The following is a 16905-nucleotide window of genomic DNA, read 5'->3' on the forward strand; positions in this document are numbered from 1 at the left end:
GGGGTTCCCTTCCCCCCGGCCCCCCATCCCTCCCCCAACGCGCTTTGCTCAGGAGGATGGCGAGGCTCGGGAAGGCCATGGCCTTGCCCGCGCGGCCGTCCCCCGAAAAAACACCGCCTGCCGGCGGTTGAGCAAAGACGGAAAGGGGTGGACGTGCACCGGGGCGGACGACGGCGCGCACCGGACAGTTTTCGCACAGATCAGCAACGGAGGGGCAGCGCGCTCCATCCATGAGGAAACACACATGGCACAGGATAGCCCAAACAAAAACACGGCCGCGCCGGCCTTGCTTGACGAACGGCAGCTGGAACGCATCGCGGACTTTTTCCACGAGGCGGGCCACCTGCGCCACACGCCGCGCAGCGGCTATGCCTTCCTGGGTTCCGGCAGCGAGAACGTGGCCGAGCATTCCTACCGCACCAGCGTCATCGGCTATACCCTGGCCAGGCTGGCCGGGGCCGACGCCGCGCGCGTGACCTTCCTCTGCCTGTTCCACGACCTGCACGAAGCCCGCACCGGCGATTTCAACTACGTCAACCACCGTTACGACACCTGCCGCGACCGCGAGGCCCTGCACGACGCCGTGGATGGCACCGGTCTGGAACAGGACATCCTCGACGGCTGGGACGAACTGGAACAGCGGCAGAGCCCGGAAGCCGTGCTGGCCCATGACGCCGACCAGCTGGACCTGATCTGCAACCTCAAGGCCGAGCTGGACAAGGGCAACAGATTCGCCGCCGACTGGCTGGACAGCGCGGTCAAGCGCCTGCGCAGCCCGCAGGCCCGCGCCCTGTGCGACGTCATCCTGCGCACGGACCACAATCGCTGGTGGTATGGCCGCGTGGACAAAAAATGGTGGGTGGACCGCAAGTAGGATGCCCGTCCCGATTCTCTCCAGGACGGCCCTCTCCCGATAACGATGACAGCCCGGCCTCGACGGAGGCCGGGCTGTTTCGTTCGTCACGGAGCCGGATGAACTGCCCTCTCTGGCCGGCTCACCTCAGGCCGGCCAGAGCACGACAGAAAAAGAAGAAATCCCAGCGGACCGGGAACTTGCCGACATGCGCGAGAGGAGGAAGCGCAGGACCTCGCAAGGGCCGTGTCCGGCGGTGATGGAGATGACTCATAAAGCGCGTTTGAAGGAGGATGAGGGTGTGGGGAAAGGCTATTTCCCTCTGGGCGGTTCGCGGCGGGGGCAGAAGCCGGCCATCTCGCATGCCGCGCAGCGGGGGCTGCGGGCGTGGCAGACATCGCGGCCGAACCAGACCATGCGGTGGTTGACGTCGCCCCATTCGGCACGGGGGAAGAGGCGCATCAGGTCCTGTTCGATATCCACGGGATCGGTGTGGGCGGTGAGGCCCAGGCGGTAGCTGATGCGCTTGACGTGGGTATCCACGGCCAGGCCCTCATTGATGCCGAAGGCCCCGAACAGCACCACATTGGCCGTTTTGCGGGCCACGCCGGGCAGGGTGACGAGCTCGTCGAGGCGGGGCGGCACCTCGCCGCCGTAGACGGAGACCACGCGCCGCGCCGCGCCCAGCAGGTTGCGGGCCTTGCTGTGGTAGAAGCCGGTGGGCCGGATGACGCTTTCCAGTTCTTCCTGGGTGGCCAGGGCCAGCTCGGCCGGGCCGGGCCAGCGGCGGAAAAGTTCCGGCGTCACGGTATTGACGCGGGCGTCGGTGCACTGGGCGGCCAGCACCGTGGCCACCAGCAGTTCCCAGGCATTGCGGGCGTCGAGATGGGTGGCGGGACGGGGGTAGCGGGCCTGAAGGGCCGCAAGGACGTTCTCGGCGCGGGCGAAGGCCCCGCGCGGCAGGGATTTTTTTGCGCTCATGGGCCAGCTATGCCACAGGAAGGCAGGCGGGGCAAGGCGGCCCGCCCTTGGTTTTTGCGGCCCGCTGGTGTATCCTTGGCTCCGCTTTTCCCACTTTCCGAACAGGAGGATGCCATGAGCCTGCTTGCCTGTGTGACCGTGCCCGACGGAGCGACCGCCCGCACCCTGGCCCATCTGGTGGTGCAGCGGGAGCTGGCCGCCGGGGTGAACATCCTGCCCGGAGCCCTGTCCGTCTATCGCTGGAAAGGCGAGATCCGCGAGGCCCGCGAATGTCTGCTGCTGGCCCAGGTCAGCCGCGCGGCGTGGGAAGATTTCCGGGCCGCCGTCGCAGCGGCCCATCCGTATGACGTGCCCTGTATCGTCGGCATGCCGCTGGAAAAGGGGCACGCGCCCTTTCTGGACTGGATCGCCGAAAACAGCCTGCCCGCAGGGCGGCAGAACGACTGAGAAGGAACGAAGATGGCCATTTATGTTTCCGGTTCCCTGGCTTTTGACCGCATCATGACCTTTGGCGGCAACCTGCAGGACCATGTGCTCATGGACAAGCTCCACATGCTGAGCGTCAGCTTCATGGTGGACAGCATGGACGAACGCCGCGGCGGCTGCGCGGGCAACATCGCCTACACCCTGGCCCTGCTGGGCGAGAAACCCATCGTGGTCTCGGCCGCCGGGCGCGACTTCACCGGCTACGCGGCCGCCTGGGAAAAGCTGGGCCTGTCCCTGGAAGGCATCCGGCGCGATTCCGACGTCTTCACGGCCCTGTGCTACATCACCACGGACCAGAACAACAACCAGATCACGGGCTTCTATCCCGGCGCCATGAGCCAGCCCGCCACCTACACCTTCCCCCGTCTCGATCCCGCCGCGGACTGGGCCATCGTCTCCCCCGGCAGCGTGGACGACATGCGCCGTCTGCCCGCCTTCTTCCGCGAAAAGGGCGTGCGCTACATCTTCGATCCCGGCCAGCAGCTGCCCGTGCTTTCGGGCGACGACCTTTGCGACGCCATCCGGGGCTCCTATGCCTGCGTGACCAATGACTACGAGCTGGGCATGGTCTGCAAGAAGACCGGCAAGAGCGAGGAAGAACTGGTGGCCATGACCGGCTGGCTGGTGACCACCCTGGGCGGCGACGGCCAGCGCGTGCGCAACGCGCAGGGCGTGGACGTGCGCGTGCCGGCCGTCCCCTGCGACGGCGTGAAAGACCCCACCGGCGCGGGCGACTCCCACCGCGCTGGCCTGCTCAAGGGCCTGGTCTGCGGCCTGGAGATGCCCGAGGCCGCCAGGCTGGGCGCTGTGAGCGCCTGCTACGCCATCGAGAAGGTGGGCACCCAGGAACATCGCTTCAGCAAGGAAGAGTTCCGCAAGCGTTACGAAGCCAGCTTCGGCCCCCTGCCCATCAGCCTGTAGCCGGAGCAGGGCCTGCGCGGCAGGTCCCTTTTGCCGTCCCGCCCCCGGAGCGGGGCCCCTCTCCCGCCATGCCCCGGGGCCGTCCCGGCCCGGCGCATGGCGGATCATCCCCACAAGGAGCATCCATGCGTACCGAAGCCGTCAGGGCGCAACTGGCCGCCCACGGTCTGGGCGACCGCTACCGTGAATTCACCGTCTCCAGCGCCACCGTGGCCCTGGCTGCCGAGGCCCTGCACTGCGAAGCCGGGCGCATCGCCAAGACCCTGTCCATCCTCACCGCCACGGGCCCCGTGCTGGTGGTGGCCATGGGCCTGGCCCGTCTGGACAATCGCAAATTCAAGGACCTGTTCCACGAAAAAGCGCATTTCATCCCCGTGGACGATGTGGAGCGCCTGACCGGCCATCCGCAGGGCGGCGTCTGCCCCTTTGCCCTGCCGGAAGGCGTGCGCGTCTTCCTGGACGAGAGCCTCAAGCGTTATGATGTGATCTATCCCGCTGCCGGTGCGCCCAACAATGCCGTGCAGCTGACGCCCGACGAGCTGGCCGCCGTCACCGGCGGGCAGTGGGCGGATCTTTGCAAGCTGCCGGAAGAACTGGCCTGAGCGGCCGCCGCGCCGTCGCGGACGATCACCACGGACGGACAGGGCCGCGCCGGCCCTGCGGACGCCCCGTCCTGCTTCCAAAGGCGCGCTGCCGGCCGGCCCGCGATGACCTCACGGCCGCCGGCGCCCCGGGGACGTGTCCCGGGCCGGATATCTGCACCGGATGTCCGGGCCGGATGCGTGCCGCGGAACGCACGGCAAGGGCGCGGCTGTTGTCCGCGGTGCCCCTGTCTTCCTTCAGGCCGTCCCCGGCTGGCATCACGAAAAAAGGGCGTCCCTCTCCATGCGGGAGGGGCGCCCTTTCATTATATATATCCGAGCCGGAGCGTCACCGCGCGCCACGGAGCCCGGTCCCCCTGCCCCCTGCGCGAGGGCAGGACGGCCGGAGGCAACGGATCCTAGTAATCCTCGTCTTCCAGCGGCGGCGGCACGGCCACGGCGTTGGTGATGACGCGGCGGCGGTTCCGGGCCGGTTCGGCGGGCGCTTCGCGATGCTCGCGCGTCATGTGCGGCTCGGGCAGATTATTGTACAGCACCCAGAAGGGCGGGTAGAGCTCGGTGAGCACGCCGGGATTGCCCAGCTTGAAGCCTTCCTGTTTGCCGCGGGCGCAGGCCGCCAGGGCCAGGGCCACGGCCCAGGTGGCGTCGGGCGCGTTCCAGCCGCGGGCCTGCAGGGCGGGACGGGGCTTGCGCACGGGGCGCCCTTCCTCGTCCGGTTCTTCCGTCTCCGGCATCTCCTCCCCGGGCTTCCAGGCCGTGAGGCGGCCTTCGGCGTCCAGCGCCAGACCGGCGGCATGCAGATAGCTTTCCACCACGGTCTCCTCGGCTTCCAGACCGGCAGGCAGCGTGGCGTGGCCGCCGCGCAGGGCCGTCATGGCGCTCAGGGCCACCGCCAGCGGCCGCCAGGAGGCGGGCAGGCCTTCGGGCAGGGCGAAATCGCCGGGCAGTCCGGCCAGGGGCTTCTGGCTGCAGGCCAGCATCTCCGTGGCCGAGCATTCCACCCTGGCGCCGGTGCGGCGCAGCAGCTGCAGACCGGCTTCGGCCCCGGGCCATTCAGGCCAGCGGCCTTCCAGACGCACCTCGCCGCCCAGGGCGGGGGCCAGGCCCATCAGGAACACGGCCAGTTCCGGTTCCGCCGGCAGGTCGGGCTCGACGGGGATGGTCAGGGCACAGGGCTGGAAGTGCAGCGTATCGCCTTCGCGGCGCACGTCGGCGCCAGCGGCCTCCAGCACGGGCAGGATGCGGGCGAAGGCCAGCTCGCGCCCGGGCATGGCGGCCAGGTCCAGGGTGATGGCGCGCTCATAGGCGGGCGCGGCCAGCATGATGCCTTCGGCCAGTTCCACCGGGGCATCGGCCGGGAAGACCACCTTGCCGGGCAGCACGCCGGAACATTCGATGCGCACCGGGAAGCCGTCGGACTTGGGCACCACATGCACCAGGCGCGCACCCATCAGGGGCAGGAAACGGCGGACGGCGCTGAGGTCGGCCAGCTTGAGGGCCGCGCCGCCGGTGAACTTGGTGCGCGAGGGACGGCCCAGATAGTGGCCCAGGAGCAGATAGAAATTCCAGGCGCTGTCGCCCACGAAGAGCACCTTGTCCGGCGTGCCCAGGGGAGCGCCGGCGGCCACATGGACGGCGCCGTCGTCACGGTTGACGTGGGCGCCCAGCTGATTGAGCAGCTTGACGCAGTCCACCACGGGATCGTTCATCAGGGCCGGGGCGATGCGCACGCTCTGACCGTGGCAGGCGGCCAGGGCGATCCAGGCGCGGGTCAGGCGGCAGGCGCGCGGCGCGGCCATGCTCAGGCGCACGGGCAGATCGGCGGGAGCGAGGTTGAAGGCGGGGCGCTGGGCTTCGCCGTCCTCACCGGGACGGGGCAGGAATTCCATTTCCTGCATCAGGGTGAAGAAACGGCCGCTCAGGCGGGGATCGCGGCTGACGCGGGAGACGGCGGCCTCCCAGGATTCGCGGATGCTCTTCTCTTCCGCGGGCTCCAGGAAGCCCTTGGCATTGTACATGCGCCTGATGAGGTTGTGGCGGCGCATGAGCATGCGCAGGATGTCGCGGTCGATGTCACAGACGGTCTCGCGCAGGCTGCGGCGCGGACGTTCGGGCTTGCCGTCGCTTCTGGCCTCGAAACGCCCTTCGGGGCGGTCGCTGCGTTTGTCCGGCCTCTGGGCGGGTCGGAATTCGTGGTGCTCGTTCATGCTGGATGCTCCTCTCGACCGCCGGACGGCGCGTCGCTCTATGAATTTGTGGGGATGCTGTAGCCCGAAACGCGCGCACTGGCAAGCGCAAAATGGCGGCTTTTCCCGGCAGGCTGTGAAAGAGGGTGCAAGCTCCGGGAAGGCTTCATCCCACGAAACAGGAATACTTCCTGATTCAAGGGCGGTATCAAATAAATCATTAAAATACAATATGTTATTCAAAACTAGTTAATTTTATTATATATTTTCCAGGCTCCAGGGCTTTTTTCACCCTGCTCCGGGCCGCCAGGGCCAGCGGAAAAGAAAAATATGCGTGCAGACAGGAAAAAGTCCGACGTACAACCATTTGTAATCAATAGATATTTTAATACAACTTCCGCGTGCCCGGCCCTGGGGCTTTTGTTCTAACCGGCGGATAAAAAGAGTTTTTTTCAAAAAAATCCTGTCATCTCCGGTCATTCCAGTCAAAAGGGAGCGCGTCTTTACACGGCAGAAAAATTATGCTAACCAAAAAGAGCAAGGATTATAGTCGGTTGTGTCGTTTTTCACAAAGAGTTCCCACGAAATTTTCAAAAGGGGACTTGACGTGGAGAGGGTTAGCTTGTTACTAAAAACACAAGCGTACGACCTTGGGCGCTGTTGCCCAGGGGCGTAAAATCAAGACGGCACTCGGGCGGCCCGAGTGGCTGCCCATATGGTCAAAGTGACCTGAAACACTTAAAGAGTTGGAGGATACGTTATGCCTACGTTTGTCGATCCGTCCAAATGCGACGGCTGCAAGGGTGGCGAAAAGACGGCCTGCATGTACATCTGCCCGAACGACCTGATGATCCTCGATCCTCAGGAAATGAAGGCGTACAACCAGGAACCCGACGCCTGCTGGGAATGCTATTCCTGCGTGAAAATCTGCCCCCAGGGCGCCATCACCGCTCGTCCTTACGCTGACTTTGCTCCCATGGGCGGTACCTGTATCCCCATGCGCTCTGCCGACTCCATCATGTGGACCGTGCAGTTCCGCAACGGCAGCGTGAAACGCTTCAAATTCCCCATCCGTACCACTCCTGAAGGCTCCATCAAGCCCTACGAAGGTCGTCCGGAAGGCGCCAACCTCGACGACGAACTGCTGTTCACCGAAGAAAAGCTGGCCACCCCCATCGAAGTCCTGGGCAAGAAGTTCGAAGTGGCTGAAGCCGACAAGGTCTTCACCGCCATGGAACAGGGCCGCTAGAGAGCAGTAACCGCATAGAGCTTAAGGAGAAATCACTATGCCTATGATTCCCGTCAAGGAAGCGATGAAAGGCGTTGCCATTGCTGAACCGGAAGTGAAGGAACATGACGTCGACCTGCTGATCGTGGGCGGCGGTATGGGTGCCTGCGGCGCGGCTTATGAAGCCGTTCGCTGGGGCGACAAACAGGGCCTGAAGATCCTGCTGTGCGACAAGGCCGCCCTCGAACGCTCCGGCGCCGTGGCCCAGGGTCTGTCCGCCATCAACACCTACCTCGGCAAAAACACCGCCGACGACTATGTCCGCATGGTCCGCACCGACCTCATGGGTCTGGTCCGCGAAGACCTGATCTTCGACGTGGGCCGTCACGTTGACGACTCCGTGCATCTGTTCGAAGATTGGGGCCTGCCCTGCTGGATCAAGGACGAAAACGGCCACAACATGAACGGCGCCACCGCCAAGGCCGCCGGCAAGAGCCTGCGCAAGGGCGACGAACCCGTCCGCTCCGGCCGCTGGCAGATCATGATCAACGGTGAATCCTACAAATGCATCGTGGCCGAAGCCGCCAAGAATGCCCTGGGTGAAGACCGTCTGATGGAACGCATCTTCATCGTGAAGCTGCTCCTCGACAAGAACACCCCCAACCGCATCGCCGGTGCCGTGGGCTTCAGCGTCCGTACCAACGAAGTGCACATCTTCAAAGCCAACGCCATCATGGTGGCCGCCGGCGGTGCCGTCAACGTGTACCGTCCCCGCTCCACCGGTGAAGGCATGGGCCGCGCCTGGTACCCCGTGTGGAACGCCGGTTCCACCTACACCATGTGCGCTCAGGTCGGCGCCGAAATGACCATGATGGAAAACCGCTTCGTCCCCGCCCGCTTCAAGGACGGCTACGGTCCTGTGGGCGCCTGGTTCCTGCTGTTCAAGGCCAAAGCCACCAACAGCAAGGGCGAAGACTACTGCGCCACCAACCGCGCCATGCTGAAGCCCTACGAAGATCGCGGCTACGCCAAGGGCCACGTGATCCCCACCTGCCTGCGTAACCACATGATGCTTCGTGAAATGCGCGAAGGCCGCGGCCCCATCTACATGGACACCAAGACCGCCCTGCTGACCACCTTCGCCACCCTGACCGAAGAACAGCAGAAAGACCTCGAATCCGAAGCCTGGGAAGACTTCCTGGATATGTGCGTTGGTCAGGCCAACCTGTGGGCTGCCACCAACACCGCTCCTGAAGAACGCGGCTCCGAAATCATGCCCACCGAACCTTACCTGCTCGGCTCCCACTCCGGCTGCTGCGGTATCTGGGTTTCCGGTCCCGACGAAGCTTGGGTGCCCGAAGACTACAAGGTCCGTGCCAGCAACGGTAAGGTCTACAACCGCATGACCACCGTGGAAGGCCTGTTCACCTGCGCCGACGGCGTGGGCGCTTCCGGCCACAAGTTCTCCTCCGGCTCCCACGCTGAAGGCCGCATCGCCGGCAAGCAGCTGGTGCGCTGGTGCGTCGACCACAAGGATTTCAAGCCTGAAATCAAGGAAAGCGCCGAAGAACTGAAGAAACTGATCTACCGTCCTTACTACAACTTCCTGGCCGGCAAGGACGCCTCCACTGACCCCGTGGTGAACCCCAACTACATCACGCCCAAGAACTTCATGATGCGCCTCGTGAAGTGCACCGACGAATACGGCGGCGGCGTGGGTACCTACTACACCACCTCCAAGGCTCTGCTGGACACCGGCTTCTATCTGCTCGGCATGATGGAAGAAGACTCCGCCAAACTGGCTGCCCGCGACCTGCACGAACTGCTGCGTTGCTGGGAAAACTACCATCGTCTGTGGACTGTGCGTCTGCACATGCAGCACATCGCCTTCCGCGAAGAATCCCGTTACCCCGGCTTCTACTATCGTGCTGACTTCATGGGCATCGACGACAGCAAGTGGAAGTGCTTCGTGAACTCCAAGTACGACCCCGCCACCGGCGAAACCAAGATCTTCAAGAAGCCCTACTACCAGATTATCCCTGACTAGTAGGCGGAAGAACATCCCTGGGGTGGCCGCCTAGGCCACCCCATTTTTTTCGGCGCGGCGGGTGTGCGACATGCAAGCTCCCCGCCGCGCCTTGGAATATGCGCCGCGCGGCAGGGCCAAGGGCCCTCAATTTGCGCCGCCCGGCAATCCCATACAACCGGGCAGGCGTGCGCGCCGCCCCGCAGAGGGGCCACGGCGCTGTAACGCAGGAGGATATCCAGGATGTCCAACTCCATTCTCGTCGTGGGCGGCGGCTTTGCAGGCCTTACTGCCGCCATCGAAGCGGCGGAACTGGGCCACGAGGTCTATATCGTGGAAAAGTCGCCCTACCTGGGCGGCCGTGTGGCCCAGCTCAACAAATATTTCCCCAAACTCTGTCCCCCCTCCTGCGGGCTGGAAATCCAGTTCCAGCGCATCAGGAAGAACCCCCGCATCAAATTTTTCACCATGGCCCAGGTGACCAAGCTGGTCGGCTGCAAGGGTGACTACACCGCCACCGTGCGCATCGAGCCCCGCAAGGTGGCCGCGCACAACGTGGACTTCACCCTCCTGGCCTCCAGCCTGGAAGGCACCGTGCCCAACGAATTCGACTTCGGGCTGTCCCGGCGCAAGGCCCTGTACAAATCCATGCCTTTCGCCTTCCCCAACCGTTTCGTGCTGGACACCAACGCCCTGAGCAAGGCCGACGCCGCCCGCGTCGCCGGCCAGAAGTTCCTGGACCAGAACGAGACCGCCCGCGAGATCGAGCTCAATGTGGGCGCCATCGTGGTGGCCACCGGCTGGAAGCCCTATGATGTCACCAACCTGGCCAACCTGGGCGCCGGCAAGATCAAGAACTGCGTGAGCAACATGCAGCTCGAACGCCTGGCCTCCCCCTTCGGCCCCACCGGCGGCAAGATCGTCCGTCCCACCGACGGCCGTCGTCCCAAACGCATCGCCTTCGTGCAGTGCGCCGGTTCCCGTGACCAGAACCACCTCAACTACTGCTCCTACATCTGCTGTATGGCCACCCTCAAGCAGTGCCAGTACGTCTGCGAGCAGTTCCCCGAGACCCAGATCTCGGTGTTCTACATCGACCTGCGTACCCCGGGCCGCTATGTGAAGGTGCTGGACAAGGTGAAGGCCGCTCCCAATGTGCGCTTCATCAAGGGCAAGGTGGCTGACCTGGCCCAGGCCGCTGACGACAACGTCACCGTGACCGTCGAAGACGCCATCCGCGGTGAAAAGCTGCATCTGGATTATGACATGGTGGTGCTGGCCACGGGCATGCAGCCCAGCCTGGCCACCGAAAGCCTGCCCCTGCCCCTGCCCCTGGACGAAGACGGCTTCGTCATGGGCGGTGAAGAGGCTGGCATTTTTGCCGCCGGTTGCGCCCGCATGCCGCTGGACGTGATGCGTACCGCGCAGTCCGGCACGGCCGCCGCTCTCAAGGCGGTGCAAACGGTGAAAGGGAGGTAGGCGGCATGGCCAGCAAGATCGGCGTCTATTTTGACGTACAGAACATCGGCGGCGGCCTGGATGTGGAAGCCCTGGCCGAACAGGTCCGCAGCAAATGGGCGGACTTCACCGCTGTGGTGAAAGTGGTGCCCGTGCTGCGCGCGGCCGAAGAAGAAGTGCGTGCCGATATCGAGGCCAACGGCCTTGACGGCGTGCTCTTCTGCGGCGCCAGCCCCCGCGACGAAGCCACCCCCTGGCAGCTGCCCGTGCAGGTGGAATATGTGAACCTGCGCGAACAGTGCGTGCTCGCCTACAAGAACCCCGACGGTTCTTCCTTCAGCGGCGCGGCTCCCGCCCTGCTGACCCAGATGGCCACCGACTACCTGAACATGGGCGTGGTCAAACTGCAGAAGAGCTCCATGCCCGACTCCGCGGCCATCGAAGGCGTGAAGCGCCTCCTGGTCATCGGTGGCGGCTGGACCGGCCTCACCGCCGCCCTGGAAGCCGCCAAGACCGGCTACGAAGTGGTGCTGGTGGAAAAGGCCGACAAGCTCGGCGGCGCGGTCAACAACATGCCCATGGGCTCGCCCCTGAAGGCCCCGTGGGAAGACCGCGAACCCACCAACCTGCCTGAAAAGATCGCCGCCGTCACCGGCAACAGCAACATCACCGTGCTGCTGAACGCCCACATGGGCAAACTGGAAGGCCAGCCCGGCGAGTTCAAGGCCACCGTGGTCACCGCCAGCGGCGACCAGACCTTCGACATCGGCGCCGTGGTCCTGGCCACCGGCTGGGTGCCGCTGGGCGACAAGTATCTGGAAAGCATGGGCCTGGGCGTGAGCCCCAAGGTCGTCCATGCCGCCCAGTTCGCCAAGATGCTGAACGAAGGCAAGGTCGATGCCCGCCGCATCGCCTTCGTGCTCGATACCACCATCGCCGAAGAAGCCCTGCAGAAAGCCGCTGACGAAGCCGCTGCCGCCGCCGCGGCCGCTGCTGCCGAAGCCGAAGCCGCTCCTGCCGCCGCTCCCGCGGAAGAAGAGGAAAAGGTCTTCGTCAAGGAGAACCTGGAAAGCATCAAGCACCTGCGTTACTCCAACGCCGTCAACAGCGTGGGCATGCTGCGCCTGGCCAACCTGGTCTGCGACAAGACCGACGACGCCGTGCAGACCTTCGTGCTGTACAAGGACATGACCATCCCCGGCATCCTGGAACGCTTCTACAAGAAGATGCAGGACCGTCTGGGCCTGATGATGACCAAGGCCGACGTCACCGAGATCCGCGAAGCCGGCGACCACATGGTGGTCAGCTGCAAGAACACCCTGCTGGGCATGGACTTCGACCTGGATGTGGATCTGGTGGTGCTGCCCACCGGTATCGTGCCCACGACCGCCACGGACGTGGTGGTGGGCTTCGAATACCGCCAGGGCCCGGACTTCCCGGACCTGCAGCTCTTCGACGGTTTCGCGGACTCCAACTACATCTGCTTCCCCTACGAAACCCGCCGCACCGGCGTCTACGCCGCCGGTTGCGTGCGTCAGCCCCAGACCCTGGACGCCTGTGAGGAAGACGCTCGCGGCGCCGTGCTCAAAGCCATGCAGTGTGTGGAAGCCGCTTCCCACGGTGTGGCCGTGCACCCCCGCTCCGGCGACAATTCCTACCCCGTGTTCAACTTCGTGCGCTGCACCCAGTGCAAGCGCTGCACCGAAGAATGCCCCTTCGGCGCCCTGGACGACGACGAAAAGGGTACGCCCAAGCCCAACCCGGCCCGCTGCCGCCGTTGCGGTACCTGCTTCGGCGCCTGCCCCGAGCGCGTGATCTCCTTTGCCAACTACAACATCGACCAGATCGGTTCCATGATCCGCGAAGTTGTGGTGCCCAAGGACTTCAAGAAGGAAGGCCCCCGTATCCTCATCCTGGCCTGCGAAAACGACGCCTACCCCGCCCTGGATATGGCCGGCATGCGCCGCAAGGCCTGGAGCCCCTACTGCCGCATCATCCCCGTGCGCTGCCTCGGCTCCGTCAACGCCATCTGGGTGTCTGACGCCATGAGCAAGGGCTTCGACGGCGTGCTGCTGCTGGGCTGCAAATATGGCGAAGACTATCAGTGCCACTTCATCAAGGGTTCGGAGATCTGCAACCGCCGCAAGGAAAACATCGCCGAGACCCTGAACCGTCTGGGCGTGCAGCCCGAACGCGTTGACCAGCTGGAAGTGGCCATCGACGAATATGACAAGGTGCCGGACATGATCGACGAATTCGTCGCTCGCATCGTGGAACTCGGCCCCAACCCGTTCAAGGGCATGTAGGAGGAAGGCTGCAATGGCACAGAATATTCTCAAGCCGGATTCCACCTTTACGCGGGAGCTGATGGAAGCGGGCGGCGACAGCCTGAAAAAATGCTATCAGTGCGCCACCTGCTCCGTGGCCTGCCCCATGGCTCCGGAAAACGCTCCCTACCCCCGCAAGGAAATGGTGTGGGCGTCCTGGGGCCTCAAGGACAAACTGGTCACCGACGTGGACCTGTGGCTCTGCCACAACTGCGGCAACTGCGCGGATCTCTGCCCCCGTGGTGCCCGTCCCGCCGATGTCATGGGCGCGGCCCGCAACATGGTCTACCGCGATCTGACCGAGCCCACCGTCGTGGGCAAGTGGATGAGCAAGCCCGCCGGCCTGCCCTACCTCTTCGCCATCCCGGCCCTGCTGTGGCTCATCATCTGGTGGATCCGCGCCGGCTTCAATGACGGCAACTGGTTCCCCCGCGCCGCTGACGGCCGCATCGTGTTCGGCCAGGTCTTCTACGGCGACTATACCATCGACCCCATCTTCATGATCACCTTCTTCGGGGCCTGCTTCATCCTCTACAAGGGTGTGCGCAAGCTCTGGGGCATGTTCAAGCCTGAAGGCCGCCTGACCGTGCTGGGCAAGACCAAGGCCTGGTACTGGCACCTGCTGGACGTGCTCATCGACGAAGTGGTGACCCATCGCAAGTTCGACGACTGCGAAGCTGGCCCCAAGACCGGTACCAATGTGCCCAACCGCAAGGGCGGCCACATGCTGCTGGTGTACAGCTTCGTCATCCTGGCTTTCGTGACGGCCGTGGTGGCCCTGGGCCACTGGGGCGGCAAGGTGATCCCGCTCATCAAGATCGAGACCCCCATGTCCCTGACCTTCCCCGTGAAGATCCTGGCCAATATCGGCGCCATCATGCTGGTCTGCGGTCTGGGCATCCTCACCGCCCGCCGTCTGAAGCTGAACCCCAAGCATCAGGGTTCGAGCTGGTATGACTGGTATCTGCTGGGCATCATCTGGCTGGTGGCCCTGACGGGCATCCTGTCCCAGATCTTCCGCCTGGCCGACGCCATTCACCCCGCCTTTGTGGTGTACTACCTGCATCTGGTCTTTGTGTGGATGCTCTTTGCTTACCTGCCGTGGTCCAAGCTCGGTCACTTCGTGTACCGCACCGCGGCCCTGGTCTTCGTCCGCATGTACGGGCGCGGCTACTAGGATGGTCTTTCGGGCCGTCGCCCCGTGACGACGGCCCGCACAGGCTCACACTGCAAAACACCGTTCTCCGAGGAGGAGGCCGAAAATGTCTGATACCGCTCGTAAAATGTTCCCTGTGGAAACCGTCCTGGCCCTGGCCGTCGCCAAGAAGGGCGCGGACGTGAAAGATATCGCCGGTTACATCACCGGTCGCAGCATCGTCTGTGACGCCTGCGCCGCCGCCGTGGCTCCCTTCGCCGCCGCCTGGCTGGCCAAGCTGTCCCCCAAGTTCCTGGAAATGAACTACAAGGACGATGACAACTGGGCCGACTTCGTCAATCAGGGCGCCCGCCTGCTGGGCGACACCATCTCCCTGACCCCCATGGACGACTGCCTGAAGAACGCCGTCGCCACCGTGCTGGACATGATGGACGACATGCACGGCACCATGGTCAGCCAGCGCGTGGAGATCGCCGACCTGCGCCAGCAGGTGGAGACCCTGGCCCCCTATCAGGGCAAGGCCGAAGAACTGCAGAAGAAGTGCGACAAACTGGAAGACACCATCAAGACCATGAAGACCGACATGGGCGGTCTGCGCCGTCAGGTGGCCGAATTCCAGGGCAAGGTCGCCATCAGCCATGACGAACTGATGCAGAGCATCAAGGACGCCATCAAGGACAATCTGAAGAACATCACCGTGGGCGTGGCCGCCGCCGGCGTGGCCGGCGAAGCTGCCGCTGCCGACGAACCCGCCCAGGAAGACAACGGCGGCGTGCCGGACGATTTCGGTTTCGGCTCCAGCGGCGCCAACTCCGACGGCTTCGGCTTCTAGTCCCGGCTGCACAAGCAGCGTCATTCAAGGCGCGTCCGTTTCGGCGGACGCGCCTTTTTCGTCGCCCGCCGCCAGCACGCTGGAAGCACACGGGCGCACGGGCGAAGGCAGGGAGACGAGAAGCAGAGCAGCAGAGGCCGGGCATGGCAAGGACGCGAGAGCGGGAGCGAGAGGGCAAAGGCAGAACAGGACGCAGGGCCCGCGCAAAACGGCAAGAGCGCGCCCGAGTACAGGAAGGACGGCGCGCCCAAACGGCGCTGGGCTGAGAGCCAACGCCCATGACGGCTGTGGCCCGGCCTCCGGGCCCGGTCGCTCTCCGGCGGGGACACGCCCGCACAGGTCGTACCCTTTGCGAGGCAGGGGAGCGACCATCAGCAGCAAGGCCGGACGGGGCAGCCTGAGGCAGGAAAAGGGCCCCTTCGTGCGTCAGCCAGCAAGCGAAGGTCCCCTCCCCCGTCCGCAGGCCCTGCCCGCTATGGGGCGCCGTTGGGGCGGCGTGCATGACGGCCGCAGCCCCTCCCTAGCCGGCACGGCGTGGGGAGCGGACGCATATGGCGGCCCGCACAGGCCGTGCCGGCGACGACCGCCTTGCGGGCACCGGCAAGGCCAGAGACCTCCCGGTCCGGTCCGCCGGCACAAGCCGCTGTCCCGGGACGCTGTCCCGGACCATGCGCCGGTCCGCTCCCGGCCTGCGCTACAGCGACAGCAAGGTCATGACCACGGGGATGGTGAGCACGGAGATCAGGGTGGAGAGGCTGACCATCAGGGCGCCGAATTCGGCATCGGTCTTGTAGTAGGCGCTGAGGATGGAGATCTGCATCATGCAGGGCAGGGCCGACTGGACGATGAAGACCTTTTCCATGAGTTCGGGCAACTCCACCCAGCGCAGCAGCCCAGCCAGTATCAGGGGACAGACCACCATCTTGCCCAGCAGGGCCAGCACCAGATCGCGCGAAAGGCGCAGATGGCGCAGATCCATCTTGTAAAGGCAGATACCGATGAAGATCAGGGCCAGGGGCGTGGTGAGGTTGCCCAGATAGCGGGCGGCATCCTGCACGAAGCCCGGCAGGCGCAGGTCCACCAGGGTCAGGGCGGCCCCGGCCAGAAAGCCCAGCATGGGCGGCGAGAAGACGTGGCGCACGTTGTCCAGCACGCTGTCATGGCCGCGCAGCTCCTCGTTGTCATGGCTCACGGCATAGTTGCCGATGGTCCAGAAAAAGACGGTATTGGCAAAGAAATAGAGCAGCACATAGGGCGCGGCCGCCTCGCCGAACAGGGCCAGATTGACCGGCAGGCCGATGAAGACCGTATTGGAGGTGGCGAAGCTGGCACAGAACAGGCCGAAGTGCCGCCGCTCCACGCGGCTGACCCTGGCCACCACCAGGGCCACGGCAAAGGTCAGCAGGATGCTGCACAGGGGAAAGAGCGAACCGTAGATCAGGTGGATCAGGTCGTCCCGGCCGAAGGAATGGGTGATGGTATAGAACAGATAGGGCGGCAGGGCCACGGACGTGACCAGGCGGGGCAGCAGGATCTGGGTCTCGGGCGAGAACCAGCCCTTGCGGGCCAGCGCGTAGGCCAGGGAGACGATGAGCAGCAGGCCGAAGATCCCCTGAAGGGCATGCAGAAAAACCATGACGGCACCTTGCGGCAGGAAGGCCCTGCCCCGGAAAAGCACGGTCCCGCACTGCGACAGCGGCAATGCGGGACCGTCGGCAAATGATGACACGGCCGGGCCTGCGGGCAAGCCCCGTCCTCACGGCGGCAGCGGGCGGAGCGGCCCCGCACGAGACCGAACGCGCCGGGCGGCTCCCGGATGCCCCCGGCGTGGGCAGCTGCGGCTCCCGGA

Annotated in this window: 13 protein-coding genes; 10 read left to right on the forward strand and 3 right to left on the reverse strand. The window is 64.8% G+C overall.

The window, feature by feature from the left end; genetic code table 11:
• Window positions 1-244 precede the first annotated feature (244 nt).
• Window positions 245-874, forward strand: a complete 630-nt coding sequence (locus Q1X76_RS08125; RefSeq protein WP_300719171.1) for an HD domain-containing protein — start codon at window positions 245-247, stop codon at window positions 872-874.
• Between the two features lie 291 nt (window positions 875-1165).
• Here the strand turns inward: Q1X76_RS08125 and nth are convergent, their stop codons facing one another.
• Entirely contained in the window at window positions 1166-1834 is a 669-nt protein-coding gene (nth, locus tag Q1X76_RS08130) for an endonuclease III (RefSeq protein WP_300719172.1), read from the reverse strand.
• Window positions 1835-1948: 114 nt separating this feature from the next.
• On the opposite strand from nth, the gene cutA reads away from it, so the two are divergent.
• The 3 genes from cutA to Q1X76_RS08145 all read left to right on the forward strand — a co-directional run bounded on the left by cutA (window position 1949) and on the right by Q1X76_RS08145 (window position 3843).
• Window positions 1949-2281 (forward strand): divalent-cation tolerance protein CutA, encoded by a 333-nt coding sequence (cutA, locus tag Q1X76_RS08135; protein ID WP_300719173.1) that lies wholly within the window; start codon window positions 1949-1951, stop codon window positions 2279-2281.
• A gap of 12 nt (window positions 2282-2293) precedes the next feature.
• Window positions 2294-3241 (forward strand): carbohydrate kinase family protein, encoded by a 948-nt coding sequence (locus Q1X76_RS08140; protein ID WP_300719174.1) that lies wholly within the window; start codon window positions 2294-2296, stop codon window positions 3239-3241.
• Between the two features lie 125 nt (window positions 3242-3366).
• Entirely contained in the window at window positions 3367-3843 is a 477-nt protein-coding gene (locus tag Q1X76_RS08145; protein ID WP_300719175.1) for a YbaK/EbsC family protein, read from the forward strand.
• Between the two features lie 398 nt (window positions 3844-4241).
• On the opposite strand, the gene Q1X76_RS08150 is transcribed toward Q1X76_RS08145, so the two are convergent.
• Window positions 4242-6050, reverse strand: coding sequence for a 3-phosphoshikimate 1-carboxyvinyltransferase (locus tag Q1X76_RS08150; protein WP_300719176.1), 1809 nt, complete (start codon window positions 6048-6050; stop codon window positions 4242-4244).
• A gap of 739 nt (window positions 6051-6789) precedes the next feature.
• Here Q1X76_RS08150 and aprB point away from each other — a divergent pair.
• From aprB to Q1X76_RS08180, 6 genes are all read left to right on the forward strand, one after another.
• On the forward strand, window positions 6790-7278 hold the full coding sequence (gene aprB / locus Q1X76_RS08155) for an adenylyl-sulfate reductase subunit beta (RefSeq protein WP_300719177.1): 489 nt from the start codon (window positions 6790-6792) through the stop codon (window positions 7276-7278).
• Window positions 7279-7315: 37 nt separating this feature from the next.
• A complete protein-coding gene (gene aprA, locus Q1X76_RS08160) occupies window positions 7316-9304 on the forward strand; it encodes an adenylyl-sulfate reductase subunit alpha (RefSeq protein ID WP_300719178.1) in 1989 nt (662 codons plus the stop codon).
• A 222-nt stretch (window positions 9305-9526) separates the two neighbouring features.
• Window positions 9527-10762: an FAD-dependent oxidoreductase gene (locus Q1X76_RS08165; RefSeq protein ID WP_300719179.1), complete on the forward strand. Its 1236-nt coding sequence runs from the start codon at window positions 9527-9529 to the stop codon at window positions 10760-10762.
• A 5-nt stretch (window positions 10763-10767) separates the two neighbouring features.
• On the forward strand, window positions 10768-13047 hold the full coding sequence (locus tag Q1X76_RS08170; RefSeq protein WP_300719180.1) for an FAD-dependent oxidoreductase: 2280 nt from the start codon (window positions 10768-10770) through the stop codon (window positions 13045-13047).
• A 13-nt stretch (window positions 13048-13060) separates the two neighbouring features.
• The gene (qmoC, locus tag Q1X76_RS08175; RefSeq protein WP_300719181.1) at window positions 13061-14245 is read left to right on the forward strand and encodes a quinone-interacting membrane-bound oxidoreductase complex subunit QmoC; all 1185 of its coding nucleotides are present in this window, start codon (window positions 13061-13063) and stop codon (window positions 14243-14245) included.
• Between the two features lie 85 nt (window positions 14246-14330).
• A complete protein-coding gene (locus Q1X76_RS08180) occupies window positions 14331-15056 on the forward strand; it encodes a hypothetical protein (RefSeq protein WP_300719182.1) in 726 nt (241 codons plus the stop codon).
• A gap of 694 nt (window positions 15057-15750) precedes the next feature.
• Here Q1X76_RS08180 and Q1X76_RS08185 read toward each other — a convergent pair.
• Window positions 15751-16692, reverse strand: coding sequence for an AEC family transporter (locus Q1X76_RS08185; RefSeq protein WP_300719183.1), 942 nt, complete (start codon window positions 16690-16692; stop codon window positions 15751-15753).
• Window positions 16693-16905 lie beyond the last annotated feature (213 nt).

This window comes from uncultured Desulfovibrio sp. (assembly GCF_949282365.1).
Classification (GTDB): Bacteria; Desulfobacterota; Desulfovibrionia; order Desulfovibrionales; family Desulfovibrionaceae; genus Desulfovibrio.

Excerpts from the sequence above, each read along its gene's own strand:
- Q1X76_RS08125 (WP_300719171.1), top strand. The coding sequence starts at position 245 with ATGGCACAGGATAGCCCAAACAAAAACACGGCCGCGCCGGCCTTGCTT.
- nth (WP_300719172.1), bottom strand. The coding sequence starts at position 1,834 with ATGAGCGCAAAAAAATCCCTGCCGCGCGGGGCCTTCGCCCGCGCCGAG.
- cutA (WP_300719173.1), top strand. The coding sequence starts at position 1,949 with ATGAGCCTGCTTGCCTGTGTGACCGTGCCCGACGGAGCGACCGCCCGC.
- Q1X76_RS08140 (WP_300719174.1), top strand. The coding sequence starts at position 2,294 with ATGGCCATTTATGTTTCCGGTTCCCTGGCTTTTGACCGCATCATGACC.
- Q1X76_RS08145 (WP_300719175.1), top strand. The coding sequence starts at position 3,367 with ATGCGTACCGAAGCCGTCAGGGCGCAACTGGCCGCCCACGGTCTGGGC.
- Q1X76_RS08150 (WP_300719176.1), bottom strand. The coding sequence starts at position 6,050 with ATGAACGAGCACCACGAATTCCGACCCGCCCAGAGGCCGGACAAACGC.
- aprB (WP_300719177.1), top strand. The coding sequence starts at position 6,790 with ATGCCTACGTTTGTCGATCCGTCCAAATGCGACGGCTGCAAGGGTGGC.
- aprA (WP_300719178.1), top strand. The coding sequence starts at position 7,316 with ATGCCTATGATTCCCGTCAAGGAAGCGATGAAAGGCGTTGCCATTGCT.
- Q1X76_RS08165 (WP_300719179.1), top strand. The coding sequence starts at position 9,527 with ATGTCCAACTCCATTCTCGTCGTGGGCGGCGGCTTTGCAGGCCTTACT.
- Q1X76_RS08170 (WP_300719180.1), top strand. The coding sequence starts at position 10,768 with ATGGCCAGCAAGATCGGCGTCTATTTTGACGTACAGAACATCGGCGGC.
- qmoC (WP_300719181.1), top strand. The coding sequence starts at position 13,061 with ATGGCACAGAATATTCTCAAGCCGGATTCCACCTTTACGCGGGAGCTG.
- Q1X76_RS08180 (WP_300719182.1), top strand. The coding sequence starts at position 14,331 with ATGTCTGATACCGCTCGTAAAATGTTCCCTGTGGAAACCGTCCTGGCC.
- Q1X76_RS08185 (WP_300719183.1), bottom strand. The coding sequence starts at position 16,692 with ATGGTTTTTCTGCATGCCCTTCAGGGGATCTTCGGCCTGCTGCTCATC.